Here is a 25,339-nt window from a genome sequence, read left to right as displayed (position 1 = left end):
AACATGAAAACAATTGATAGTTCACCAAAAAAAGACGGTTTTCGGATGCCGGGAGAATTTGAATCTCATCAAGGCGTTTATATTTTGTGGCCGGAACGTCCTGACAATTGGCGCAATGGTGGTAAAGCGGCACAAAAAACTTTTGTAGATGTAGCAGTTGCAATCAGTGAATTTGAACTAGTAACTGTAGGGGTATCTGCAGAACAATACGATAATGCTCGTCATATGTTACCTGAAAATGTTCGTGTCGTTGAAATTGCCAATGATGATGCGTGGGTTCGCGACTGCGGACCGACTTTTGTAAAAAATGACGAAGGAGAGATTCGTGGGGTAGACTGGACCTTTAATTCTTGGGGTGGATTGGTAGACGGTCTATATTTTCCATGGGATAAAGATGATCAAGTGGCGCAAAAGATTTGTGAAATAGAGTGGTTGGACCGTTATCGTTTAAATGATTTTGTATTAGAAGGTGGTTCTATTCACGTTGACGGTGAAGGAACGTTGATCACTACAGAAGAATGTTTACTTTCAGAAGGCAGAAATACTCAACTTTCAAAAGAACAAATAGAACAAGTTCTAAAAGAATACCTTTCGTTAGAAAAAATTATTTGGCTAAAACGTGGTATTTATTTAGATGAGACGAATGGTCATGTGGACAATATCGTTAATTTTGTCAAACCAGGAGAAGTTGTACTAGCCTGGACAGATGATAAAAATGATCCACAATATGAAATTTCCAAAGAATGTTTAGAGATTTTAGAAAATGAAACAGACGCTCACGGCCGCAAGTTAATTGTTCACAAACTATATGTGCCTAAACCAATCTTGATTACAGAAGAGGAAAGTTTAGGTGTGGATGCAGTGGCAGGGACGCTACCTAGAGAAAAAGGGGATCGTTTAGCGGCTAGTTATGCAAATTATTACACAGCAAATGGCGGAATCGTTCTTCCTTTGTTTGATGATCCGAATGATGAGAAAGCCATCACTTTGTTGCAAAAACTATATCCTGATAGAAAAATTGTTGGTGTGCCAGCAAGAGAAATTCTTTTAGGTGGTGGGAATATTCATTGTATTACCCAACAAGTGCCAAAATGAGGTGGAATAGATGAAAAAACGTATCGTAGTGGCTCTAGGAGGAAATGCTATTCTAACAACAGATCCTAGTGCTAAAGGACAACAAAAAACTTTAGCTCAAACGGCCTATTATTTAGCTGATCTTATTGAAATAGGCCACGAATTGATCATCACACATGGAAATGGTCCTCAAGTTGGTAACTTATTATTACAACAACAATTAGGTGCAACAGAACAAAATCCAGCAATGCCTATTGATACAGCAGTTGCGATGACCCAAGGTAGCATTGGTTATTGGTTAGAAAATGCCTTAGTGGACGAGTTAGAAAAAAGAAATATCTCTAAAAATGTGGCCACAATCTTAACACAAGTTGTTGTCAGCGAAACAGATCCAGCTTTTCAAGCACCAAGTAAACCGATTGGTCCCTTTTTAAGTGAATCTGAAATGGAATCGGAGAAAAAACAAACTTCAGCAACTTTTGTAGAAGATTCGGGTCGAGGCTTCCGTAAAGTTGTACCGTCACCAAAACCAATCAATATTGTAGAGCATCCTGTAATAGAGAAGTTAGTTGAAAATGGTATCATCACAATTGCAGGTGGTGGCGGAGGAATTCCAGTCGTCAGAAAAAATGATTCCTATCAAGGTATTGAAGCTGTGATCGACAAAGATTTTGCCTCTGAAAAAATAGCTGCGTTGGTTCATGCAGATATGTTAGTGATTTTGACAGGCGTCGCGCATGTAAGCATCAATTTCAATCAACCGAACCAGACTGATTTAACCAATGTCACAGTCTCGGATATTGAAAAATATATTGACGAAGATCAGTTTGCACCAGGCAGTATGCTACCTAAAGTTCAAGCAGCAATAACATTTCTTAAAGAAAATACTAATGGCAAAGCAGTCATTACCTCCTTAGAAAATATCAAAAACTTATTATCAGAAGAAACGGGTACAATTATCACTGCTTAGTTTGACAGAAAGAGTAGAAGCAAATGCTAGTTTCTGCTCTTTCTTTCTGATATATTAAAAATATATCGCTTACATATGAAAAGAGTGAGCCATTATCGAAAAGGAGCACAACATCTATGAAATTAACATCTAGCAATCCAAAAAAGGATAGCTTTTTTGCACCAGCAGAATTTGAACCACATGAAGAAGCCTATATGATTTGGCCAGAGCGAGCTGATAATTGGCGCAACGGAGCCAAGCCTGCTCAAACAGCCTATATAGCAGTAGCTAAGGCTATTGCAAAGTTTGAACCTGTTACAATGTTTGTTTCTGCTAAGCAATACAAGAATGCCCGTCAGTTATTACCAGAATCCATTCGAGTAATGGAGTTGAGTAATAATGACGCTTGGATCAAAGATTATGGCCCAATTTATGTAAGGAATAAAGAGGGGGAAGTCCGTGGAGTAGACTGGCGTTTTAATGCGTGGGGTGGTTTATTAGATGGACTATATTTTCCATGGGATCAAGATGATTTGATTGCTGAAAAATTATGCGAATTCAATCGTATGGATTACTATTCTTTAAAAGAGTTTATTTTAGAAGGCTGTTCGATTCATTTAGATGGTGATGGAACACTTTACACTACAGAAGAAGTTTTACTTTCAGAAGGTAGAAATGGTAAACTTTCTAAAGGGGAAATTGAAAAAATATTAAAAGATTACTGCAATGTAGAAAAAATCATTTGGCTAAAGAAAGGCTTTTTTTTGGACGAAACGAATGGCGATATCGACAACATGCTTAACGTTGTTCGTCCTGGTGAAATTGTCCTTACATGGACGAATGATCCTGATGATCCGCAATATGAAATTTCAAAAGCGGCATATGAACAGTTAAAAAATGAAACAGATGCAAAAGGTCGAAAACTGGTCATTCACAAGATGCACATGCCAGAACCGATGTACATTACGACAGAAGAAAGCCAAGGAGTAGACCCAGTGAATGGAATGCTGCCACGATTTCCAGGCGACAGATTGACAGCAACATATGTTAGTTATTATACAGCTAATGATGGCATTGTTTATCCTTTGTTTAATGATAAAAATGATCAAGCCGCTGGATTATTGCTAAAAAAATTGTACCCAAACCGTAAAATTATTGGCATTCCTGCTCGTGAAATTTTATTAGGTGGCGGAAATATTCATTGCATTGCACAAAGTGTTCCTAAAATCAGGTAGGAGGGAAATATGTGGACTTTTTTGAAGTGGTAAACCCTCATGTTTCAGAGTTAACAAAGAATGAACATCTATTATTTGATTATGTTGTGAAAAACTTAAATGAGATTAAAAATAAAAGTATTCGTGAAGTGGCAGATGATTGTTTTGTATCGACAACAACTTTTTTAAGGTTTGTTCGAAAAATTGGTTTTTCTGGCTACAGTGAATTTACAACGGTTATCAAATATACTCTTTTAAATCAGAAAAAAGAAGAAAAAGTCAGCCCTTTTGTAGTTTCTCAAAAAGATTATCGAGAGGAGTATCTTAAAAATATCAATGAATCGGTTCGTGTCATTGACAAAAATAGTTTGATAACGGTTGGAGCATACTTAAAGAAGAAGCCAATCATTTACTTATTTGCTAAAGGAATGAACAAGCAGCTGATGCAGTATGCAAAGTATTTATTTGTAGCAGCAGGTTTTTTGGTGGTATTTCCGGAAGATCAATCAATGCGGGCCGTCGTTCAAAAGCAGATAAAGTCAGATGATCTAGTTTTTATTTTGACGTATCAAGGAAAAGATGAAGAATGGATTCGATTGATGCAACGTTTAAAAAATACTGCTCATCCTCTACTTGTTTCAATTACAGGAGCAGATAATAATGTGGTTCAAAATATGAGTGATATTAATTTTTACATGTTTACAGATGAGCTCTTTTTAAATAAGATGGAAATCACGTCGCATGTTTCGATGTTGGCAATTCTTGAATTAATCTTGTATCAGTATTTGGATAATGCTGAAGAAGGTGAGTATCATTTGGTTTTTAAATAATTGATCATTTTTCTATTTGAGAAGCTATTATTAAAAAATAGAATAAAAAGTTGTCTTGAACAAAAAACGTTCAAGACAACTTTTTTGCTATAGTTTGCCATAGTCGTATAAATGTTTCGATGTATATTTCAAACATGAATAGGAAGCAAGTGAAATTGCTGATAACGCTACGCCTGTAAATAATATTTTTTTCATAATCATCATTCCTTTTTTATAGTATAAAAGTCTGTGTTCAAGTGCAAAAACTGCACGTACGTGGACGGTAGGATTCGAACCTACACCTCATCGGGTCGAGAATAAACATCCGTTAGTCCTCAAAGAGTTTTAACACCACGTTCATCCACAATATTATTGGTTGTTTACTATGATTAAACTATAACCTTAATAGATTAAATCAAACATAAAAAAGCTTGAAAAAAGTGTGAATTCGTTTGAATTTGTTATGAATAGTATGAACATCTTTCCTAATAAAAAAACAAAGTTTTGATAAAATAGCTAATTCATAATCTCTCTTTATTACAATAGAAGGTCTTTATTTTAAAAAAATCTATGAATTTTACAAGTTAAACTAAGTCATGTAAACAAATTCATGTCTGAGGAGGTTATGAAGTATATAAGATGAGCTAGAAATGATAGGAGTAAAAGCTTTTTGGTAAATATAATATCGCTAGTTAATAGTCAAATGGAATGTAAGCGTGAACAGTTTGGGGAGTTTATTTGTGCGAGAATATAGGAGGAAAAGAATATGAATAATGAACTTTTAGAAAAACAATTAATTGATGCGACAAAAAATCTATCGAGTACGGATTCACAGGAGTTAGTCAAAGTATTTTCAGGTGTCATACAAGAATTAAAAGAGGACGATCCTGTAGTGGTATCAAATATCTCAACATTTCAAGGAGATGAATTAAGCAGGTTTAGTCCGCGATTAAAAAAATTAAAAGACCACTATTTAACGATTCGTCCTTCCGTAACGGCGCATCGAGCAAAAGCAGTGACCGAAATTGCAAAAAAATATTGGGGCATGCCTAAAATCATTTTACGAGCTAAAGCGTTTAAACATGCATGTGAAACAGCTCCTTTACTCATTCAAGATAATGAACTAATCGTAGGTCACCCGTGTGGCCGTCCTCGTGCTGGGGCAGTTGCTCCAGATATTGCTTGGCGTTGGGTGTTGGATGAACTTGATACAATTGATTCACGTCCGCAAGATCCATTTGAAATTACTGAAGAAACAAAGAAAATGTTGCGTGAAGATATCTTCCCATTTTGGGAAACACGTTCGCTGGATGAAGTGTGTCAGTCACAATATGAAGAAGCAGGTCTTTGGGAATTTTCTGGTGAAGCGTTTGTCAGTGATTTATCCTATCATCAAATCAACGGTGGTGGTGATACTTGTCCAGGGTATGATATTTTACTAATCAAAAAAGGAATCAATAAAATTAAAGAAGAGGCAGAAACAAAACTTTCTGAATTGTTGATGAGCAACCCAGACGACATCGAAAAAATTTATTTCTACAAAGCTGAAATCGAAACATGTGACGGTATTTTAAATTACTCAAAACGTCTGTCTGATTATGCTAAAGAGTTGGCTATGGCAGAAAGTGATCCAGTTCGAAAAGCGGAACTTCTAGAAACAGCAGAAATTTTATTAGCTGTTCCAGCAAATCCGCCAAAAACCTTTAAAGAAGCATTGCAATCAATTTGGACAATGGAATCATTGTTTGTAATTGAAGAAAATCAAACAGGGATTTCATTAGGGCGTTTAGATCAGTATATTTATCCAATGTATAAAGCTGATCTTGAAGCCGGACGAATGACTGAAAAAGAAGCAATCGAATTATTAGGCTGTTTCTTTATTAAATGTTCTGAATACATGTGGCTTTCTAGTGAAGGCGGCGCAAAATTCTTTGCAGGCTATCAACCGTTTATCAACTGTACTGTTGGTGGCGTAAAACGCACAGGTGGAGATGCCACCAATGAATTGACGTATGCAATCATGGAAGCAATTCGCATGACAAAAGTGTATCAACCTTCTTTAGCTTGTCGTATTCACAACCAATCACCGCAAAAATACTTGAAAAAAATTGTTGAAGTTGTCAAAGCAGGTATGGGGTTCCCTGCATGTCATTTCGATGATTCTCATATTAAAATGATGTTGGCTAAAGGGTTTGGCATTGAAGATGCACGTGATTATTGTTTAATGGGTTGTGTAGAACCTCAAAAATCCGGCAGAATCTATCAGTGGACTTCAACTGGCTATACACAATGGCCAATTGCAATCGAGTTTGTTTTAAACCGTGGAATCATGAAATGGCATGGTTCCAAACAAGGAATCGATACAGGTGATTTAGATCAGTTTGAAACCTTTGAACAATTTGATGAGGCAGTGAAAGAACAGCTGAGAAGAATCGTTCATTTATCAGCAATCGGCACTGTAATCAGTCAGCGTGTCCATTCAGAAGTCGCTCCAAAACCGTTGATGTCATTGATGGTGGAAGGTTGTATGGATAGCGGGAAAGATGTTACACATGGAGGAGCAGTCGTCAATAATGGTCCAGGATTAGTTTGGTCCGGTTTAGGAACTTATGTAGACTCAATGGTTGTTATCAAAAAATTAGTATTTGAAGATAAAAAATATACATTAAAACAAATCAAGGAAGCGTTAGATGCTGATTTTGTTGGATATGACCAAATCAAACGTGATTGCTTAAGTGCACCAAAATATGGCAATGATGATGATTATGCTGATTCAATTGCAGCGGAAATCATTAACTGGACAGAAAGAGAACATCAGCAATATGACATGCTTTATTCGAAAATGAGTCATGGAACATTATCGATTTCCAACAATACACCATTTGGAGAAATGACCGCTGCCACACCTAACGGCAGAAATGCTTGGGTACCACTCTCTGACGGAATCTCTCCAAGTCAAGGTGCTGATAAATTCGGCCCAACAGCGATCATTAAGTCAGTCAGTAAATTAGGTGTTGAAAGTATGACGATCGGTATGGTTCATAACTTTAAACTATTAAAAGGGATTTTAGAAACGCCAGAAGGAGAAAATGGTTTAATCAACCTCTTACGCACAGCATCTATACTAGGAAATGGACAGATGCAGTTTAGTTATATCGACAACGAGTTATTACTAAAAGCCCAAGAACAACCAGAGAAACATCGTGATTTGATTATTCGTGTAGCTGGCTATAGTGCATACTTTGTTGAATTATGTAAAGAAGTGCAAGATGAAATCATCAGCCGGACTATGATCGAACATTTCTAATGGTTAGTTAGAAGGAGCGTTCTTTTTAAATAGCTTAAAATTTAAGAATGGTGAGAAAAAAGTTGTTTGGTCTATTCCAACAAATCGGGATGATTAAACAACTTTTATCTTAAATCCATTTTATAGAGGGAGGAAAAAGAATGAATAATGTAAATGACTTAAGTGGGGCTACAGTTGAACAAGCAAAAATAAAACAAGCAACTAGTTTTGAGCGAAAAGGCTTGTTAAATGGTTTGTCTTCGGGCTTACTTTTTGGGTTGAATAGTGCATTACTAGCTTTAGCAATTTCGTTGTTTCTCTTTTCAGATGAACCCAATGCCTATGCCTTACCTTTAGTTTTTGCGGGATTCAATGATTTTTTAGCCGCGATTTGGTTAATTATTTATAATGCTTATCAAGGAAGATTAAAAGAGATTTTAAGAAGTTTGAGATTATTTCCAGGAAAAATGACGTGTTTAGCTGCTTTAATGGGTGGTCCGATTGCGCAAGGTGCGTATCTTCTAGGTATTGCTTTTGCAGGACCAACTTATGCTGTGCCGATTTCAGCTTTGTGCCCAGTAGTTGGAGCGTTGCTTTCAGCTGTATTCTTAAAAGAAAAAATTACTCAGCGTGTTTGGGCAGGTATGGGGATTTGTGTAGTAGGTGCTATTGTTATTTCATATACACCTCCAGCAGGTAATGTAGAGAATTTTTATTTAGGGATTATTTGTGCAGCAATCGCTGCTTTAGGATGGGGATTGGAAGGTGTACTTTCAGCCTTCGGTGGTTCTGTTTTAGACCCTAAGGTAACGATTACGATTCGTGATATTACATCTGGTTTAACATTTTTCCTGATCGTGATGCCTTTAGTAAATGGGTTAGGCGTTTTTCAACAGGTGTTCCAATCACCAAAAACGTTAGCTGTTTTAGCTTTAGCGGCATTAGTTGCTGCGGTATCTTTTTTACAGTGGTATAACGCAAATAGTATGTGTGGTGTTGCGAAAGGGATGGCGTTAAATAGTACGTATGTTATGTGGGGAATTATTTTTTCAGCTGTTGTTTCTCAAGATTTTTCAGCGATTACACCAACTGTTATCATAGGTGCACTATTAATCACGTTTGGGGCAATCATGGTCTCAGTCAATCCACTCTCATTTTTCAAAAAGGAGGCAGCATAATGGCAGAAAATCTATTACCGTTACGTTTTCGTGTATTAAAAGAATTAGAAGAGAAAAAAATGCATTTTCAAGAATTGATGACTTGTTTGCATCCAGAATATGGCGCAGAGAAGCAATTTAATGAAGCAGCATTTTTAGATCATGTCCTTGCATTAAAGGAAAATGGGTTATTAGACGAAGCAGATGCATATATCAATGAACAAAATCAACTACTGACGACGTATCAAATAAATGAGGCTGGAAAAGAGATGCTAAGAAAATATTTACCGAAAAAATAATGAAAGTAGTGAGTAAGATGTTACCAGCCATAAAAACGGCCCGGATCTTTAATATTCAGAAGTATTCTATTTACGATGGAGATGGGATTCGTACGCTAGTCTTCTTTAAAGGCTGCCCATTACGGTGTAAATGGTGCTCAAATCCAGAAAGTGTAGAATCAGGCTTTCAAGTAATGAAACAACAATCAATATGTGATAATTGTGGTATTTGTGTAGAGCATTGCCCAAAAAATATTCATAAAATGCGTACGACGACAGATGGAAAAAAGGAACACTTTGTTGATCGAGAAATTTCTTGTAGCGGTTGCCGTATTTGTGAAGAAAGCTGTCCAAAAAATGCTTTGACAGTGATGGGGCAAGATATGACAGTTACTGAAGTGATGGATGTTATTTTACAGGATATGTTGTTTTATATGAGCTCCAATGGGGGCGTTACTCTTGGCGGTGGTGAGGTGACGTATCAAGGAGATTTTGCAGTAGAACTTTTAGCTGAATGCAAAAAGAATGGCATTCATACAGCAATTGAAACTTGTGGCTATACGAAGTGGGAAATAATGGAAAAATTTGTTGATGTGACGGATTTATTTTTATTTGATGTGAAACATTTTGATCCTGAAAGACACCGCGAACTAGTGGGGGCAAGAAATGATCGTATCATGACAAACTTGGAACAGCTGTTTCAAGCAGGAGCAACTATTTCTGTTAGAATGCCATTGATAAAAGGATTAAATGATTCTATCGAAACGTTAAAAGCAACTATTTTATATATTAAAAAAATCCAAACCAATGGTTACCTGAAAAGTATCGATATTTTACCCTATCACAAATTGGGTGTTGCAAAATATGAACAATTAGGACAAAATTATCCATTGCAAGATGTTGACATGTCGTATACAGATGAAGAACTTGAAAAAATCAGAGAATACATGGCTCAATTCGATTTACCAATTAGAGTAGTCAAACATTGAGAATTAAGTTAGCTTAAACAAAAATCAAACAAAAGTAGACTGATAGGATTGAATTGAAGCCTTTGATCTATTCTGAAAGTTATGTAAGAAGACAAATCAACAAAAAAGAGCAACTAAAACTTGATAAAAAATATCGGATAGCCTGAGTAAAAATTAGTATAGATTGAGCTGATAAAAAATTGTAGTAGCAAAAGTATTTATTGCGAATATTCATTTGTTACGCCCCTGATTTAATACATTATATAATCATTTAGTCATAGTAATTTAAAAGCTAAAATTGTAGTAAATGTTATTTATGTTATACTGTATGTATGACAAAAATTGTATTAAAAAGGAGCAATTAGTGTGGAAAATGTTTATCTCACTATCTACACCAGCTCAGAGCTTTCTCAGCAAACGATTGAGCAATCTCAAGAGCTATTGAAAAGGTTTCCGATTAAGGTCCGTCCGCATTTTCAACTTTTAACTAAAGTGAGTTCAACAAATGACAAAGCAAACCAAAGCTTCTGCAAGAGAGCGATGGATTGTTCATCTTGTCCCTCTAGCAGCGGTATTTTTAGAAAGAAGAGAAGTTCTTCCTATTGTCATCGCTGTAGTTATGGACTAAGTAAATTTATCTATCCGTTTCAATACTGTGGGAACGAACGAGGATTATTGATTTTTGGTCCATTTTTTAAAGATGAAACAGATATCAACTTGTTGATCTTATCTGATATCGATATAGCTGGTGCGAATGAAAGAATGAATATCTTAAACCTTTTTGAAGTGGAAGATTTAGAAAAAGTTGAAAATTTTGCTTCAGTGTTTGCAGCTTTTTTATCTCAAACTTTAACGATGGAAAAATTGGAAAAAGAAAAACAGAAAACGGAGAATAACCTAAAAATTTTATCTCAAAAAATAGAACATATAGAAAATCAGGATAATATCAAAGGATTGACACCTTATTTTGTATTCAATTCACTGACTACATTGGCAAGGTTAGCTCATTTTAATGAAAATCCTGATCTAGAAGAGGCTGTTTATAAGCTTTCCAGTGTTATCCGTTACAATTATCAATCACAAAATCATTGTGTTTCTTTGGAAGAAGCATTCAGCTATTTAAATGACTACTTAGAACTTAGCACAACAAGGTCTATAAAGAGATTATCGTATCAAGTCAATCTTCCCCAAGAATTGACACAATATCGAATACCTGTAATGACGTTGATTCCAATTGTAGAAAATTTACTAGAAATTAGATTACCAAAATATGGAGATGATTTTTCTCTACTATTTACAGTAACAAAAACCAATGGAAATATTATCATTACGATTCAAGAGCAAATTCACTTAGATAGAAAAAGAGAATTGGTTGTAGAGGAAGAATTTCTACATACAGTGGCCAACCGCAACAAGAAATTGATTGAATTATTAGGAGATCAAGCGCATGTTCAGGTGGTAGAAATGTCTAATAAGTTAATTGTGGAAGTTGTGATTCCAGCTTCAAAAGGATTAATAGTATGACCAGAAGGTGATGTACATGAAAAATATAATGATCGTTGAAGAGGATGAGTTGGAACGCCAATTTATAAAAGAGATTATCAAAGAAAACTATCAGAGAGAAAATTTAAATGTAGTGGAAGTCCAAAATGGAATCGAAGCACTATCTAAAGCTAGAATATTTCAACCTGAATTAGTTGTAATGGATATTGAAGTAGCTGGGATAAATGGACTAGAATTACAAAAAGAAATGCTCCAGATCAAACCAACGATTTACACAATTTGGACATCAATCTATTCTAATTTCGATTTATTGAGCCAAGGATTGACCTATAATATTCGAGGCTATTTACTAAAACCATATTCGAAAAAAGAAATGATGCAGCATCTAGATAAGTTCATGAAGCGTAAGAAGAAATACACGCTTTCTGAAAGTTACAATAAGCAATTTAGTGAAGGAGTCAATAAAGCAATTCAATTTATCAAGAAGAATTTTAAACAAAAGACAACAATTGACGATATTGCAAATCATGTTTATTTAAATCCACAGTATTTCGGCCGATTATTTCGCAAGGAGCTTGGAATCAGTGTAAATGACTATATCAATATCTTGAAAGTCGAAGAATCCTGTCGTCTGTTGCATGAAACTGATTTGCCATTATATCGAATTGCAACAGAAGTTGGTTTTGCTGATTCTTCCTATTTTACTAGAGTATTTACGAAATATCTAAAAATGACACCACATGAGTATCGTAAACAAGAAGTAGTCAAATAAGAAAATAATGGTGGAGATAATGGAATAAAACAATTCAAAATTTGCTAGACTAAGTCTATAATATAATAAGAAAATAATTAAACTATTTCCTATTATAAATATAGAAAAGAGTGTGAACTGAAAATGTGGAAAACAAAAGAAGAAAAGATCGCTACATATCAACTTTTAGTACAGCAACAAGCTGCAATTATTGAAATCGAACATGATAAAATCGCGAACCTCGCCAATTCTTCTGCACTATTGGCAGATGCGTTACCTAATACAGTTTTTGCCGGTTATTACTTATTTGATGAAGAAGAACTGGTATTAGGTCCGTTTCAAGGAAAAGTTTCGTGTACTCGAATTAACATGGGTAAAGGTGTGTGTGGAGAATCTGCTGAAAAACGTGAAACGTTAATTGTTGATGATGTAAAAAATCATAAAAATTATATCTCTTGTGATTCAGCTGCACGATCTGAAATTGTCGTACCAATGATCAAGGACGGAAAACTGCTTGGCGTTTTAGATCTAGATAGTTCGGTAACTCATGGTTATGATGAAACAGATCAGAAGTACTTAGAACAATTTGTTGCAGCGCTTTTAAAAGATACCAATTTTAGGTAAATATGAGCATCCCTTTCGCTTAATCTATTTTGGCATGAGATAATCATTAAAAATAGAGTGAGGGGATGACAACCAATGCTAGAAGTATATTTAAATTTTAAGACTGAAGCGGCAGAGGCAATTGCATTTTATGAAACAGTATTTGACGTAACATGTGAAGATGTTATGACGTTTGCGGATGCACCGGAAGATCCAGAACATCCAACACCAGAAGCTTGGAAAAATCTGATTATCAATGCATCAATGACAATTGAGGGTGTACCCGTGATGTTTTCTGATGTGCCGGATGGAATGGGCTTGACGTTTATTGAAGGAAATAATGTTTCTTTAGTGATAAGCACAGAAGATGAAGCGAAAATAGATCGTATTTTCGAACGTTTAACTGAAGGTGGAAAAGTAACGATGCCTTTAGGTGAAACATTCTGGTCTAAAAAATATGGTATGGTCATTGATAAATTTGGAATCAATTGGATGCTGAATTATTATATTGAGTCCTAATTTTGTAAAGAATCAGCTAAAATAAATAAGAGATCATCAATGGATTTTGAACGATTAAATCTATTGATGGTTTTTTTGATTATATAGAAAAATCTACGTTCAATTTGGGTGGAATTTTGATATAATGATTTAGTTATTAGATAAGGAGGGGAAAATTTTGATAGGGTATTTATATCTATTTATTGCCATAATAAGTGAGGTTATAGCAACAAATCTACTAAAAGCAACGGATGGATTTAGTAAGTTAGTGCCATCGGTAGAATGTTTAGTTGCTTATGTTGTCTGTTTTTATAGTTTGTCTAAAGCGATAAAATATATGCCATTAAATGTTGCATATGCATTATGGGGAGCAGTCGGAATCATCTTGATCACGATCTTTTCAGTGGTTTATTGGAAAGAACAAATCAATACACCAACCGTTATCGGTATTGGTTTTATCGTGATTGGTACGGTTTTAGTCAATACTTTTGGAACTGGACATTAATTTTTTTAGAAATGAAAAATTATTTCAAGAAGTGTTATTTCGCTATAAATAGAAAGGTGAAGAAGCAGCACCTGATCCTTTAAAAATCAAGATGAATATGTTATACTAATAAAAGCGTATATTATGCTATTTAATCTTAACGGGGACGTTACGGATTCGACAGGCATAGTTGAGCTTGAATTGCGTTTCGTAGGTTACGTCTACGTAAAAACGTTACAGTTAAATATAACTGCTAAAAACGAAAACAATACTTTCGCTCTAGCTGCGTAAAAACAGCAGGTGAAGATCCTCCCGGCATCGCCCATGTGCTCGGGTAAGGGTCTCAAATTAAGTGGGATACGCTACATTTTTCCGTCTGTAAAATGTAGAAGAGATCATCAGACTAGCGAGAGTTTGGGCCTGTTATGCGGCATGAACTTCAGCGAAGCCTTAAAATAGTATGACTATGAGCGTAGAAGTTTAAGTGGCAATGTGTTTGGACGCGGGTTCGACTCCCGCCGTCTCCATTTTTAGTAAATGTGAGACCAAAAGTTAAAACGAAAAACAGCTGTAAATGCCTTTAGTGGGTATTCATAGCTGTTTTTTATTTTTAGAAAATGAAATGATTTTTGCAAGTATTTTACATTGCCATTAAGTTTAAATAGCTTTTATCGTACTAATTTTTTTAAATCTAGCCTTTCTCAAATAAGTTAAAAAGTGTGATAAAGTATCAATCTGATTATTAATAAGTAGCAGATATAACTAAACCAATTTCAGTAGACGTAGAAATTCTTTTGAAGCACTTGAAAAGATTTGATCTTTTTTCCAAACAATGTTGATATTTGCGGTTAATAGTGGTGAAAAGGGAATAAAGACTAGATTTGTATTAGCCGTATTCACAATGCCGTCAATGCAAAGGGCACTTGCGATGCCTTCTTTTACCAACAATGAGGCATTATAAAGTAAATTATATGTGCCAACAACATTTAGGTGTGTTATATTTCCTCCAAACCATTCGGACAGCTGATTATCAACGAATGATTGATTTGAAATGAGCAAAGGTGTATGTTGAATATCTTTTGGCTGGACTGTTTTTTGGTTAGCTAGAGGATGTGATTTATTGACTAAAATTCCCCAGGAATCAATCAAAGGCAGGCGAATATATTCGTATTTTTGTTTTTCTACGGGGTCGATAACCAGCCCAAAATCTAACAGCCCCTTATCAATTTTTTCCAATACATCATCAGCATTTCCGCTATAAAGGTGTATGTTAATTTCTGGATAGTTGTCTCTAAGTTCATGCAGAATACGTCCAAGAAACTCAAACGCTTGCGTTTCCCCGCCACCAATAGTGATCTCTCCACTAATGACTTCATTCTTAATAAGGTTTGTTGTTGTTGACTCAACCAAAGATAGAATTTCTTTTCCTCTATTCATTAAATAGATACCATCTTCCGTTAATGTGATAAATCGATTTCCTCTAGTAAATAAGGTAACACCAAGCTCTTCTTCTAGTTCTTTTAATTGTTTTGAGAGCGTTGGCTGAGATAGATGTAAAACTTCAGCCGCTTTACTAATTGTTTTTTCTCTTGCAACAGTTAAAAAGTATGTTAATACACGAAGTTCCATTTAATACCCCTTCCTATAGTTAAAAAGAATAGTTGTATATGATTTATTGGTATTAGTTAAGTATAAACGATTCAGGTATAATTTGGGTAGTGAAAATTTAATGAATAAGGAGGGAAAGAAAATGTCAAATATAAGTTTACAGCAGAAAATCGTAGGAAAAGAGATTTTAAAAGATTCAACCATATTTAAAGAAATTCATTTAGTTAAACAGCATAACGAGCGATTGATTATGATGATGAACGCACAATATTATTCTAATGAAGAGATTTTACAATACTTAGAAGAAATTACTAGTCAAAAAATTGATCCATCCGTAAAAATTTCGCAGCCCTTTTACACTGATTTCGGTAAGCATATCACATTTGGAAAAGATATTTTTATTAATCAAAATGTGACGTTTGTTGATTTAGGAGGGATTACGATTGAAGATCAAGTGTTGATTGGCCCAGGATCTAGATTAATTACAGTGAATCATTTGATCTCTCCTAAAAAAAGACGCGGAATTAAAGTAGAGCCGATTTATATTAAGAAGAATGCATGGCTTGGGGCAAATGTGACCATTTTACCTGGTATTACAATTGGAAAAAACTCGATTGTTGCAGCGGATTCAACAGTAACAAAAGATGTTCCTGATAATGTGATTGTTGTAGGAAGTCCAGCCAAAGTGGTTCGAAAGATTGAAGAAGATGAACTGTAAAAGAATAGCAGACTTTTTATTTCTTTTATTTATAAGCGTAATGATTTGTTCCGGGTGCACGGCAATTTCGTCCAAAAAAGACACAGTATTAAAAATTTCAAAAACGGAATATAACGATATAGGGAAATACTCACTAGAAGCAAACGGAGAAGTAACTGTTATGAACATAACTATTGAAAATAAACCGTTTCAAATTGAATTGGAATCGAATCAAACAACGAAAGAACTATTAGTTCGACTTCCAATGAATCTAAAAATGAATGATTTGCACGGAAACGAAAAGTATACTTATTTAGTAGAAACGTTACCAACACAAGTTGAACAAGTAGGCAAAATCGAAAAAGGAGCTGTCATGCTTTTTGGTTCAGATTGTCTTGTTCTATTTTATGAAACATTTCCTACTAATTATTCATATACTAAAATAGGCAAAATAAAGGAAGCTGATCAACTCGATTTTATATCAAAGAAAGTAGCAATCAATGTCATATTGACACTATAAAAATAACAAAGGAGCGAGACAAATGGCGATTAAAGATAAAGTAGTGATTATTACAGGAGCCTCATCAGGAATTGGTGAGGCAACAGCAATGCTACTAGCTGAAAAAGGAGCAAAAGTAGTATTAGCAGCACGCAGAGAAGAAAAATTACAAACAATTGTTGCAAAAATCAAAGAAAATTCAGGTGAAGCAGTATATTTAGTAACAGATGTAACTAAGCGAATCGATAATCAAAAATTAGTAGATTTTGCTATTTCTGTGTATGGAAAGGTAGATGTTATCTTTTTAAATGCTGGTATTATGCCTAATTCCCCATTATCTGCACTCAAAGAAGATGAGTGGGACCAAATGATTGATATCAATATCAAAGGAGTACTGAATGGTCTAGCAGCAGTCTTACCCAACTTTATTGAGCAAAAATCCGGACATGTACTGACAACATCATCCGTAGCTGGACTCAAAGCTTACCCAGGAGGAGCTGTTTATGGTGCAACGAAATGGGCGATTCGTGATTTGATGGAAGTATTACGAATGGAATCAGCGCAAGAAGGAACCAATATCCGTACCGCCACAATTTATCCAGCTGCAATCAATACAGAGTTACTTGATAAAATTACAGATTCAAAAACTGCTGATGGAATGACTAGTTTGTATGATAAATATGGTATTGCGCCAGAGCGTGTGGCAAGTATTGTTGCATATGCAATTGATCAGCCTGAAGATGTAAATGTCAATGAATTTACAGTAGGGCCAACTAGTCAGCCATGGTGATATATAACAGCTTCGTTTAAAGAAACTGCTCTCACTGAATCTAGGTTAAAATAGGCTCTAATTTCATAGAGAAAGTCAAATTGATTCTAACATTGTTCGTGACTCTCTATGAATGGGTCGTTTGAGGTATGTGTCTTTTTATCAATGTTATTAAATGAAATAGAAAACTTCAGGGTATAGATAATTACACAAAACAAATCAATTAAATTAAAATTTAAGCCTTGCGTTAAAGTGTGCTTTAAGTTGTATAATAAAAATAGAACAAGTACAAGACGGAGAGGATGATAAAAATGGAGTATGCAAAATTAGGCAATACTGGACTAGATGTTTCAAGGATTTGTTTAGGTGCAATGAGCTTTGGAGACCCTAAAAATTGGATTCATAAATGGGTACTTGAAGAAGAAGAGAGCAGACCATTAATCAAAAGAGCACTAGAACTGGGTATCAACTTTTTTGATACTGCAAATGTTTATTCTTTAGGTAGAAGTGAAGAAATTTTAGGCAAAGCATTGAAGGACTACGCTAATCGAGATGAAATTGTACTAGCGACAAAAGTTCATCAAAAAATGTTTGATGGTCCAAACGGTCAGGGATTATCAAGAAAAGCTATTATGTCTCAAATAGATCAGAGTTTGAAGCGTCTGCAAACAGATTATGTGGATTTATATATCATTCATCGTTGGGATCCCTATACACCGATTGAAGAAACTATGGAAGCATTAAATGACGTTGTTAAAGCTGGTAAAGCAAGATATATTGGTGCTTCCGCGATGTATGCTTATCAATTTCAACAAGCAAATAATATAGCAGAAAAAAATGGTTGGGCAAAATTTGTCTCTATGCAAAACCACTTAAATTTGATTTATCGTGAAGAAGAACGTGAAATGATTCCCTATTGTCTTTCTGAAAAAATTGCACTTACACCCTATAGTCCAATGGCATCAGGGCGATTAATTAGAAGTACTTCAGAAGCAACCAAACGAAGCACCACCGATGATGCACAAAAAGCTAAATATGATGAAACCGCGGATAAAGATCAGATGATTATAGATCGCGTTGCTGAATTGGCTGCCAAATATGAGACCAATAAAGTGAATATTGCCTTAGGATGGTTACTACAAAAAAATCCAGTAGTTGCACCTGTTATCGGCGCAACAAAAATGAATCATATCGAAACAGCGGTGGGCGCGGTAGATTTTAAATTAAGTCAAGCAGATGTTCTTTATTTAGAAGAACCTTATATCCCACACAAAGTAGTGGGACACGTCTAAAAAAATACTTCCCGTTCTTTAATGAATGGGAAGTATTTTTTGCTATTTTCTTAAAATGAAACGATCTCCAGCAGCCATTATCTGGATTCTTTCAGGATTGGTTACTCTATGAATCAGATCAGCTGGATTTCCATTGAAAACATTCATATGAGGAGCATCCACTGTTCCCCAATGAGACAAAAGTAAAGCAGCATTTGGATAAGTGTTAGCAAGTTTAATCGCATTATCTAAGCCAATATGCCATTCGTTATCAGAAAAATCAAAGAGAATCGCATCAGGTTCAGGCATTTCTAGATGAGATGCTAATAACTTGGAATCGCCAGGAATCCATAAGGTTCCATCTGGTGTTTCAATCCAAAATCCACAAAAGTCCTCTAATTTAAAGACACGATCGTATTTTTTACTTTCATTTTGCCATAAATGGTCAGCAGGTGTTAATGTTATTTTTAATGGACCTTCGTTAAAAGAAGCATGTATTTCATGACCAAATGCTTCAAACATCATTTTTTCTTTAACTAGTCCAGCTACATATTTAGGTGCGTGTAGAGCATTTGTCAGCGGTAGTAATTTTTTTAAGGTTGCTATACTAAAATGATCATTGTCAGCATGGGTGATAAGAATACTATCCAAATGTGGTACTTGATCCGTTTTGATTGGCATTTCAATTAACAAAGGCAAATCAAATCCTTCTAAAACTGGATCAACCATCATGCAATAACCTCTGCTATTTAAAAATATACCTGAATTTCCTAGCCATCGGATTTCAGTATGATGATTTTCTTGAAAGGCTTCTGCGCCAAACGGAATGGTTTTTGGTGGTGTTGCTTGTGATTGTTCGTTCATTATTTTCTCCTCCCCAAGAACATTATTTTTTGTAAATATCTTTAGCAATTGTAAAAGCTGACCAAGCTTTAGGCCATCCAATGTAAAAGGCAAGGTGAGTAATGATTTCTGCCATTTCTTCTTGAGTAACCCCATTTTCTTTTGCTTTTCCCATATGAAAGACTAACTGTTCAAAATTGCCTCCAGAAATTAAAGCTGTAATTGTAACAATTGAGCGATCACGTGGATTCAACTCCTCTTCTCTTGACCAAACTTGTCCAAATAAAACATCATCATTTAGTTCAGCAAATTTTGGTGCAAATTCACCGAGTTGGTCACGGCCTGCTGTAATTTTTGTCATAATTGATAACCTCCTAATGTTGCATCTGTTTAAAGTATACACCTTAAAGTGTACTTTAAATCAAGAGGAAATACTGGTAAGATAGAATGAACAAGTACTTAAATGACAGAAGAGGGATTGATTACTATGAATATTTCAGAAGTTGCAGCAAAATATGATATGACACCTGCTACGATTCGCTACTATGAGAGTCAAGGGCTAATGCCGGCGATTACCCGTAACCAATCGGGAACTAGAGATTTTCAAGAAGAGGATTTAAATTGGGTTGAATTCATTAAATGTATGAGAGATTCAGGATTGTCTATTCATTCTCTTTCAAAATATTCAGAGTTATATCAAATTGGGGAACAAACGTTGACGCAAAGAAAAGAGATTTTGTTGGACGAATATCAAAAACTTTTAAAGAAACAGGCATTAATTAATGGAACTGTTGCTAAATTAGAAAAGAAAATCGCGAATTATGATGTTAAAATAAAAAAATATGAGGAAGAGATAGTTACAGAAAAAGAACTAGGCTAGTTTAAACTGGAGGGAAATGAAAATGTATCTTTTTCAAAGAATTGAAGAAGCAGTCTTTAAGCAAAATGATGCCCGACGAGTGATTGGTGAATTTATTCTTGAAAATCGTGACCAACTAAAATCTTACTCGATGGAAGAGATTGCCAAGAAAACCTTTACGTCTAAGCCAACCTTAGTGCGATTTGCGAAATATTTTGGCTATTCAGGTTGGAAAGAATTCATGTATGCTTTTACTCATGAAGTGGCCTATCATGACGATAATGCTTACGTAGATGTTGATCCTAACTTTCCATTTTTAGCTCAACACGATACGTTAGAAATCATTGAAAGTATTGCGACTTTAAAAATTCAGAGTATCAAAGATACTGTTTCTTTGATTGCTATAGAAGATCTTAACAAAGCTGCAGAACTTATTCATCGTGCAAATAGCGTTGTGATTTATGGGACGAGTCCAAATTATTATTACGGTGAACTGATTAAGAGAAATTTGTTATCGATTCAAAAGAAAGCAATCATGGCCAATTCGGGTGAAAGTGGTATTATCACACAAACAGTGAATAACAAAGATTGTGCGATTATGATTTCTTATTCTGGAAGTAGCTTTGATGACAACCCAACCAGCAATGTAAAATTATTAATGAAAAATTCTGTACCAATCATTAGTATTACAAGCGGTGGTGAAAACTATTTAAGGGATTACTCAGATGTTGTCCTTAATATTTCTAGTAAAGAAAAATTATATTCCAAGATAGCCAATTTTGCGACACAGGAATCCATTCTATTTATTCTCGATGCTCTGTTCGCAAAGGTATTTTCACTTGATTATGAAGTCAATAGAAGGAATAAAATTACAAATTCAAAATTATTAGAGTCTAAAAGACAAGCAACCTTTAAAGAGCTATCTGAAAAATTTTAATCATAAAAAGCACTTGGATATTTTTGGTCAAGTGCTTTTTACCTGTTTTCATAACCAGATTAAAGAATACTTTTTTTACTTGATGGGTCAATAATATCAGTGAGGTCAAATTGATCTTTTTCATAAGTGTAAATGAAAATGGCACAGTTTGGAAAATAAGTAGGAATTTTTCTGTCAGAATGTTTCCAAATAGAGTTTAAAAAGTAAAAACACGCGCCATTGTGCGATACTGCCAAAACCTTTTGATGATCCTCCTGCTCCATAATTGAGAGAAGCGTATGGCATATTCTCTTTTGAACATCCCGAGCTGTTTCACCTCCAAATTGTTCATAGAAAGTTTCAAAATTGTGGGAACCTTTTGGCTGTAGCTCCGAACTTTCTCCCTCAAATCGTCCAAAATTCATTTCTTTCAAGCCTTTTTTACGTTGATAAAAGTGATTGCTATTGGTAATGATTTCCAATGTGTCGCAAGCACGCTCTTGGGTTGATGAGTAGTAATGATCAAAGTGAATTTGATTTTCTTGAAAAAATGTTGCAGCTTGTTTTGCTTGCATTTTTCCTTTGTTTGTTAATGGAGAGTCACATGCACCTTGGACTTTTCCTAGCACATTAAAAAGAGTTTCTCCATGACGCATAAGATACAACTGTTTTTTCATTTATACACCTCCTCAAGCTCATTATAAGTCTTAAAGCGAGCTTTAAGTCAATCATTTCCGTTAAAAATTCAAGGAAATATGAAACAGATTTCAATAATTTCAACTTTTTCCTTTATTTTCCGAAATATGTTTCGAGATGTTTTGAAACTATTGGTAACGCTATCAATAAGTGGTAAAGTTCGATTAGAAACAAGAGTTGAATAACCGGTGGATTCAAAATAGGATCTTGTTACATTGAAGGGAGAACTCCATGAGTAAAAAATATGAACAGTTGGCTCAAGACATTATTGAGACGTTAGGTGGAAAGGAAAATATTGCAGATGCCTATCATTGTCAAACACGCCTTCGTTTTAAACTAGTAGATGAACAAAAAGTAGATAAAGATGGTCTTGGTGAATTAGAAGGAGTCGCAACTTATTTAGTTAATGCAGGCGTTCATCAGGTTGTCATAGGAACGCATGTGAAAGATGTCTTTGAAGAGATTGAGAAAAAAGTTGATATTACTGCAAAAAATGAACCATCATCTGAGAAAAAAGGCATATTTAATAGCATTATTGAGTTTGTAGCTGGTACATTCCAGCCAATTATTCCTGCCTTATCTGGAGCTGGAATGGTGAAGGCTGTTCTAGCATTGTTAGTTGTTTTTAAGGTTGTTTCTGTAGAATCACAAACGTATTATTTATTGAACTTATTTGCAGATGGTGTATTTTTCTTCTTACCAATGATCTTAGCTTTTACAGTTGCTCAAAAATTGAGATGCAATCCTATCTTGGCGGCATCTGTCGCAGCAATGATGATGCATCCAAATTGGGGTGTATTAGTCACAGCAGGGGAGCCAGTTAAATTTTTTGATCTTATTCCTTTTACCTTAGCTACTTATACTGGCTCTGTTATTCCGATTCTTTTAATTATTTTCGTTCAGTCTTATGTAGAGAAATTTCTCAATCGTATGATACCAAAATCAGTTGAATTAGTCTTTGTACCAATGTTGACTTTTCTAATTATGGGAACTTTGGCTTTTTCAGTACTAGGTCCTATTGGTAGCATTATTGGTGGTTACCTTGCAGCATTCTTTACGTTTTTAAGTGTAAATGCTAGTTGGGTACCAGCAGTCTTGATCGGTGGTTTTCTGCCGATTATGGTGATGTTTGGTCTTCACAATGGTGTTGCTCCTTTAGGGGTGATGCAAATGGCAGAGCTTGGTTATGATAGTATTTTTGGGCCAGGCTGTGTTTGCTCAAATATTGCTCAAGCAACGGCTTCTGCAGTAGTTGCATTTAGAACAAAAGATAAAAAATTGAAGCAACTAGCAGTATCGGGTTCAATTACTGCATACATGGGGATTACTGAACCAACATTATATGGTGTGAATTTACCTAAAAAATACCCGTTGATTGCAGCTATGATTGGTGGTGGAGCGGGTGGTTTATATGCTGGATTAACGAATACACATCGCTTTGCAACAGGATCATCTGGTTTACCTGCAATTTTACTTTATATTGGTGATAATTCGATGGCTTTTTTCTGGAATATTGTGATCGCTTTGATCATTTCAGCAGTCGTATCAGCCGTATTAACCTATGTGTTAAGTTTTAAATTTGAAAAAGAAGTAACAGTACCATCAGTTAAAGAAGTTATTTTAGAGGATACAACAATTGCTAATCCTATTAAAGGGAATGTCATGCCCTTGAGTGAAGTACAAGATAGCGCTTTTGCATCGGGGGCTCTTGGTAAGGGGTTTGCTATTGAACCAATAGAAGGGAAAGTAATTGCACCATTTAATGGGAAAATTGTGGCTATTTTTCCAACAAAACATGCAATTGGACTTGTGTCGGATACTGGAATAGAACTTTTGATTCATGTAGGTTTAAATACTGTAGAGTTAAAAGGTCAATATTTTGATACTTTGGTAGAATCGGGACAAACAGTAAAAAAAGGGCAGGTAATCCTAAATTTTGATTTGGAAAAAATAAGAGAAGCTGGCTATGAAACGCAAGTGCCAGTTGTGATAACCAATACCCCTCAATACTCTTCAATTGAATTAATAACTAAAGGACAATTAGCAAATAGTGAAGAAGTATTAATCGTTAAAGTGTAAAGATAATAGAATAATCATCTAAATGGATAATAATTAAGATTAATAGTTTTGAAAAAAGAATAGGAGCTGTAAATATATGACTTTAGATAAACATTTCTTATGGGGTGGGGCAACAGCTGCAAACCAAGCAGAAGGTGGTGTATTAGAAGGTGGCAGAAAGCTTTCTAATATTGATGTATTACCATGTGGTGAAGATCGTAAGAAAGTAGCTTTAGGTGAGTTGGAAATGTTAGATTGGCAGGACGGTTATTATTACCCTGCAAAAGAGGCAATTGATATGTACCATCGTTATATGGAAGATATTCAATTATTTGCGGAAATGGGGTTTAAAGTTTATCGTATGTCATTGTCGTGGTCTCGTATTTTCCCAAATGGAGATGACGCTAAACCAAATGAAGAAGGTCTTGCGTTTTATGAAGCTATTTTTAAAGAATTAAGAAAGCACCAGATTGAACCATTAGTGACGATTGCTCACTTTGATGTTCCCGTTCATTTAATTAAAGCTTATGGTGGCTGGAAGAACCGTCAGTTGGTTGAATTTTATACGCGGTATGCTGAAACTGTTTTGAACCGTTATAAAGGCTTAGTTAAGTATTGGTTAACAATCAACGAAATCAACATCATCTTACATCAGCCATTTGTTGGTGGCGGAATTATCTTTAGAGAAGGTGAAAATCAAGAAGAAATTAAATATCAAGCTGCGCATCATCAATTGGTGGCAAGTGCTTTAGCAACTAAAATTGCCCATGAAGTTGATTCAAAAAATCAGGTTGGCTGTATGTTGGCAGGTGGTAGCCATTACCCTTATACGTGTCGTCCAGAAGACTATCAAGAAGCGATTAATCGTGATCGTGAAGGCTACTTTTTTATTGATGTTCAGGCACGGGGAAAATACCCCAATTATGCCTTGAAAAAATTAGCGCGCGAAGGGTTACATATTGTGATGGAAGCAGGAGATGAAGAAATTCTGGCAGCATCACCAGTTGATTTTGTAACCTTTTCTTATTACTGTTCACGGACAGTGAGTGCCCATTCAGAAGATTATGAGCAATCAACTGGTAATATCTTTGCATCAATAAAAAATGAACACTTATCCTCAACTGAATGGGGTTGGCAGATTGATCCATTAGGCTTAAGGAACTCTTTGAATCAACTATATGATCGTTACCAAAAGCCTTTATTTATTGTTGAAAATGGCTTAGGTGCAATTGATACGCCAGATGATAATGGTTATGTAGAAGATGAGTATCGTATTGATTATTTACGCAAACATATTCAAGCATTTAAAGATGCAGTAGAGATTGATGGCGTAGAATTGCTTGGCTATACAACGTGGGGATGTATTGATTTAGTTGCTGCCAGTACAGGTCAAATGAGTAAACGCTATGGTTTTATTTATGTAGATCGTGATGACGAAGGAAATGGCACATTAGAACGCTTTAAAAAGAAATCTTTTTATTGGTATCAGCAGGTAATTGAGACAAATGGGGAAAACCTTTCTAGTGAAAATTTGAATAATGTGAAGTAA

25 protein-coding genes and 1 other RNA gene are annotated in these 25,339 nt (G+C 35.1%); 22 read left to right on the top strand and 4 right to left on the bottom strand.

Features of this window, described 5'->3' with window-relative positions; all coding sequences use genetic code 11:
- Nucleotides 1-3: 3 nt before the first annotated feature.
- The 14 genes from aguA (IGJ02_RS09465) (at nt 4) to ssrA (ending at nt 14,104) form a co-directional block, all read left to right on the top strand.
- Complete coding sequence (gene aguA / locus IGJ02_RS09465) at nt 4-1,095, top strand: agmatine deiminase (RefSeq protein WP_430601826.1); 1,092 nt, start codon at nt 4-6, stop codon at nt 1,093-1,095.
- 10 nt (nt 1,096-1,105) lie between these two features.
- Entirely contained in the window at nt 1,106-2,044 is a 939-nt protein-coding gene (arcC, locus tag IGJ02_RS09460) for a carbamate kinase (RefSeq protein WP_430601825.1), read from the top strand.
- A 116-nt stretch (nt 2,045-2,160) separates the two neighbouring features.
- A complete protein-coding gene (gene aguA / locus IGJ02_RS09455; RefSeq protein ID WP_430601824.1) occupies nt 2,161-3,258 on the top strand; it encodes an agmatine deiminase in 1,098 nt (365 codons plus the stop codon).
- 11 nt (nt 3,259-3,269) lie between these two features.
- Nucleotides 3,270-4,067: a MurR/RpiR family transcriptional regulator gene (locus IGJ02_RS09450; RefSeq protein WP_430601823.1), complete on the top strand. Its 798-nt coding sequence runs from the start codon at nt 3,270-3,272 to the stop codon at nt 4,065-4,067.
- 745 nt (nt 4,068-4,812) lie between these two features.
- Nucleotides 4,813-7,353, top strand: a complete 2,541-nt coding sequence (cutC, locus tag IGJ02_RS09445) for a choline trimethylamine-lyase (RefSeq protein ID WP_430601822.1) — start codon at nt 4,813-4,815, stop codon at nt 7,351-7,353.
- Nucleotides 7,354-7,493: 140 nt separating this feature from the next.
- A complete protein-coding gene (locus IGJ02_RS09440) occupies nt 7,494-8,510 on the top strand; it encodes a DMT family transporter (RefSeq protein WP_430601821.1) in 1,017 nt (338 codons plus the stop codon).
- Complete coding sequence (locus IGJ02_RS09435; protein ID WP_430601820.1) at nt 8,510-8,788, top strand: hypothetical protein; 279 nt, start codon at nt 8,510-8,512, stop codon at nt 8,786-8,788. Before IGJ02_RS09440 ends, IGJ02_RS09435 begins: the two co-directional genes overlap by 1 nt.
- A 17-nt stretch (nt 8,789-8,805) precedes the next feature.
- Entirely contained in the window at nt 8,806-9,756 is a 951-nt protein-coding gene (gene cutD, locus IGJ02_RS09430; RefSeq protein WP_430601819.1) for a choline TMA-lyase-activating enzyme, read from the top strand.
- A gap of 345 nt (nt 9,757-10,101) precedes the next feature.
- The gene (locus IGJ02_RS09425) at nt 10,102-11,259 is read left to right on the top strand and encodes a histidine kinase (RefSeq protein ID WP_010760259.1); all 1,158 of its coding nucleotides are present in this window, start codon (nt 10,102-10,104) and stop codon (nt 11,257-11,259) included.
- A gap of 16 nt (nt 11,260-11,275) precedes the next feature.
- Complete coding sequence (locus IGJ02_RS09420) at nt 11,276-12,010, top strand: response regulator transcription factor (protein ID WP_010760260.1); 735 nt, start codon at nt 11,276-11,278, stop codon at nt 12,008-12,010.
- A 123-nt stretch (nt 12,011-12,133) separates the two neighbouring features.
- Nucleotides 12,134-12,613, top strand: a complete 480-nt coding sequence (locus IGJ02_RS09415) for a GAF domain-containing protein (RefSeq protein ID WP_430601818.1) — start codon at nt 12,134-12,136, stop codon at nt 12,611-12,613.
- Between the two features lie 75 nt (nt 12,614-12,688).
- Entirely contained in the window at nt 12,689-13,111 is a 423-nt protein-coding gene (locus IGJ02_RS09410) for a VOC family protein (RefSeq protein ID WP_430601817.1), read from the top strand.
- A gap of 160 nt (nt 13,112-13,271) precedes the next feature.
- Nucleotides 13,272-13,595, top strand: a complete 324-nt coding sequence (locus tag IGJ02_RS09405; RefSeq protein ID WP_034683140.1) for a DMT family transporter — start codon at nt 13,272-13,274, stop codon at nt 13,593-13,595.
- A gap of 141 nt (nt 13,596-13,736) precedes the next feature.
- Nucleotides 13,737-14,104, top strand: a transfer-messenger RNA (tmRNA) gene (ssrA, locus tag IGJ02_RS09400).
- Nucleotides 14,105-14,336: 232 nt separating this feature from the next.
- On the opposite strand, the gene IGJ02_RS09395 is transcribed toward ssrA, so the two are convergent.
- Nucleotides 14,337-15,203, bottom strand: coding sequence for a LysR family transcriptional regulator (locus tag IGJ02_RS09395; protein ID WP_430601816.1), 867 nt, complete (start codon nt 15,201-15,203; stop codon nt 14,337-14,339).
- Nucleotides 15,204-15,324: 121 nt separating this feature from the next.
- On the opposite strand from IGJ02_RS09395, the gene IGJ02_RS09390 reads away from it, so the two are divergent.
- The 4 genes from IGJ02_RS09390 to IGJ02_RS09375 all read left to right on the top strand — a co-directional run bounded on the left by IGJ02_RS09390 (nt 15,325) and on the right by IGJ02_RS09375 (nt 18,439).
- Entirely contained in the window at nt 15,325-15,900 is a 576-nt protein-coding gene (locus IGJ02_RS09390; RefSeq protein ID WP_010760265.1) for a DapH/DapD/GlmU-related protein, read from the top strand.
- A gap of 160 nt (nt 15,901-16,060) precedes the next feature.
- Nucleotides 16,061-16,399 carry a cyclophilin-like fold protein gene (locus IGJ02_RS09385; RefSeq protein ID WP_430601815.1) on the top strand — a complete coding sequence of 113 codons (339 nt, stop codon included), beginning with the start codon at nt 16,061-16,063 and terminating at the stop codon, nt 16,397-16,399.
- 22 nt (nt 16,400-16,421) lie between these two features.
- Nucleotides 16,422-17,168: an SDR family oxidoreductase gene (locus IGJ02_RS09380; RefSeq protein WP_010760267.1), complete on the top strand. Its 747-nt coding sequence runs from the start codon at nt 16,422-16,424 to the stop codon at nt 17,166-17,168.
- Between the two features lie 290 nt (nt 17,169-17,458).
- Nucleotides 17,459-18,439 carry an aldo/keto reductase gene (locus IGJ02_RS09375; protein WP_430601814.1) on the top strand — a complete coding sequence of 327 codons (981 nt, stop codon included), beginning with the start codon at nt 17,459-17,461 and terminating at the stop codon, nt 18,437-18,439.
- A gap of 42 nt (nt 18,440-18,481) precedes the next feature.
- Here the strand turns inward: IGJ02_RS09375 and IGJ02_RS09370 are convergent, their stop codons facing one another.
- Nucleotides 18,482-19,282 (bottom strand): MBL fold metallo-hydrolase, encoded by an 801-nt coding sequence (locus IGJ02_RS09370; RefSeq protein WP_430601813.1) that lies wholly within the window; start codon nt 19,280-19,282, stop codon nt 18,482-18,484.
- 22 nt (nt 19,283-19,304) lie between these two features.
- Nucleotides 19,305-19,622 carry a carboxymuconolactone decarboxylase family protein gene (locus IGJ02_RS09365; protein WP_010760270.1) on the bottom strand — a complete coding sequence of 106 codons (318 nt, stop codon included), beginning with the start codon at nt 19,620-19,622 and terminating at the stop codon, nt 19,305-19,307.
- 126 nt (nt 19,623-19,748) lie between these two features.
- Between IGJ02_RS09365 and IGJ02_RS09360 the strand changes: the two genes are divergently transcribed.
- Nucleotides 19,749-20,141, top strand: coding sequence for a MerR family transcriptional regulator (locus IGJ02_RS09360; RefSeq protein WP_010760271.1), 393 nt, complete (start codon nt 19,749-19,751; stop codon nt 20,139-20,141).
- Between the two features lie 22 nt (nt 20,142-20,163).
- Entirely contained in the window at nt 20,164-21,057 is an 894-nt protein-coding gene (locus IGJ02_RS09355) for a MurR/RpiR family transcriptional regulator (protein WP_010760272.1), read from the top strand.
- A 59-nt stretch (nt 21,058-21,116) separates the two neighbouring features.
- Here IGJ02_RS09355 and IGJ02_RS09350 read toward each other — a convergent pair whose 3' ends face one another.
- Nucleotides 21,117-21,713 (bottom strand): histidine phosphatase family protein, encoded by a 597-nt coding sequence (locus IGJ02_RS09350; protein WP_430601812.1) that lies wholly within the window; start codon nt 21,711-21,713, stop codon nt 21,117-21,119.
- 250 nt (nt 21,714-21,963) lie between these two features.
- Here IGJ02_RS09350 and IGJ02_RS09345 point away from each other — a divergent pair, with 250 nt between their 5' ends.
- Both IGJ02_RS09345 and IGJ02_RS09340 read left to right on the top strand, forming a co-directional pair.
- A complete protein-coding gene (locus tag IGJ02_RS09345; protein WP_430601811.1) occupies nt 21,964-23,811 on the top strand; it encodes a beta-glucoside-specific PTS transporter subunit IIABC in 1,848 nt (615 codons plus the stop codon).
- 76 nt (nt 23,812-23,887) lie between these two features.
- Nucleotides 23,888-25,339 (top strand): 6-phospho-beta-glucosidase, encoded by a 1,452-nt coding sequence (locus tag IGJ02_RS09340; RefSeq protein ID WP_430601810.1) that lies wholly within the window; start codon nt 23,888-23,890, stop codon nt 25,337-25,339.

The sequence above is a fragment of the Enterococcus sp. DIV0724b genome (assembly GCF_050531475.1).
Classification (GTDB): Bacteria; Bacillota; Bacilli; order Lactobacillales; family Enterococcaceae; genus Enterococcus_L; species Enterococcus_L haemoperoxidus.
Note: the sequence above shows the minus strand (reverse complement) of the source record. Positions and strands in the feature narration are given on the sequence as shown.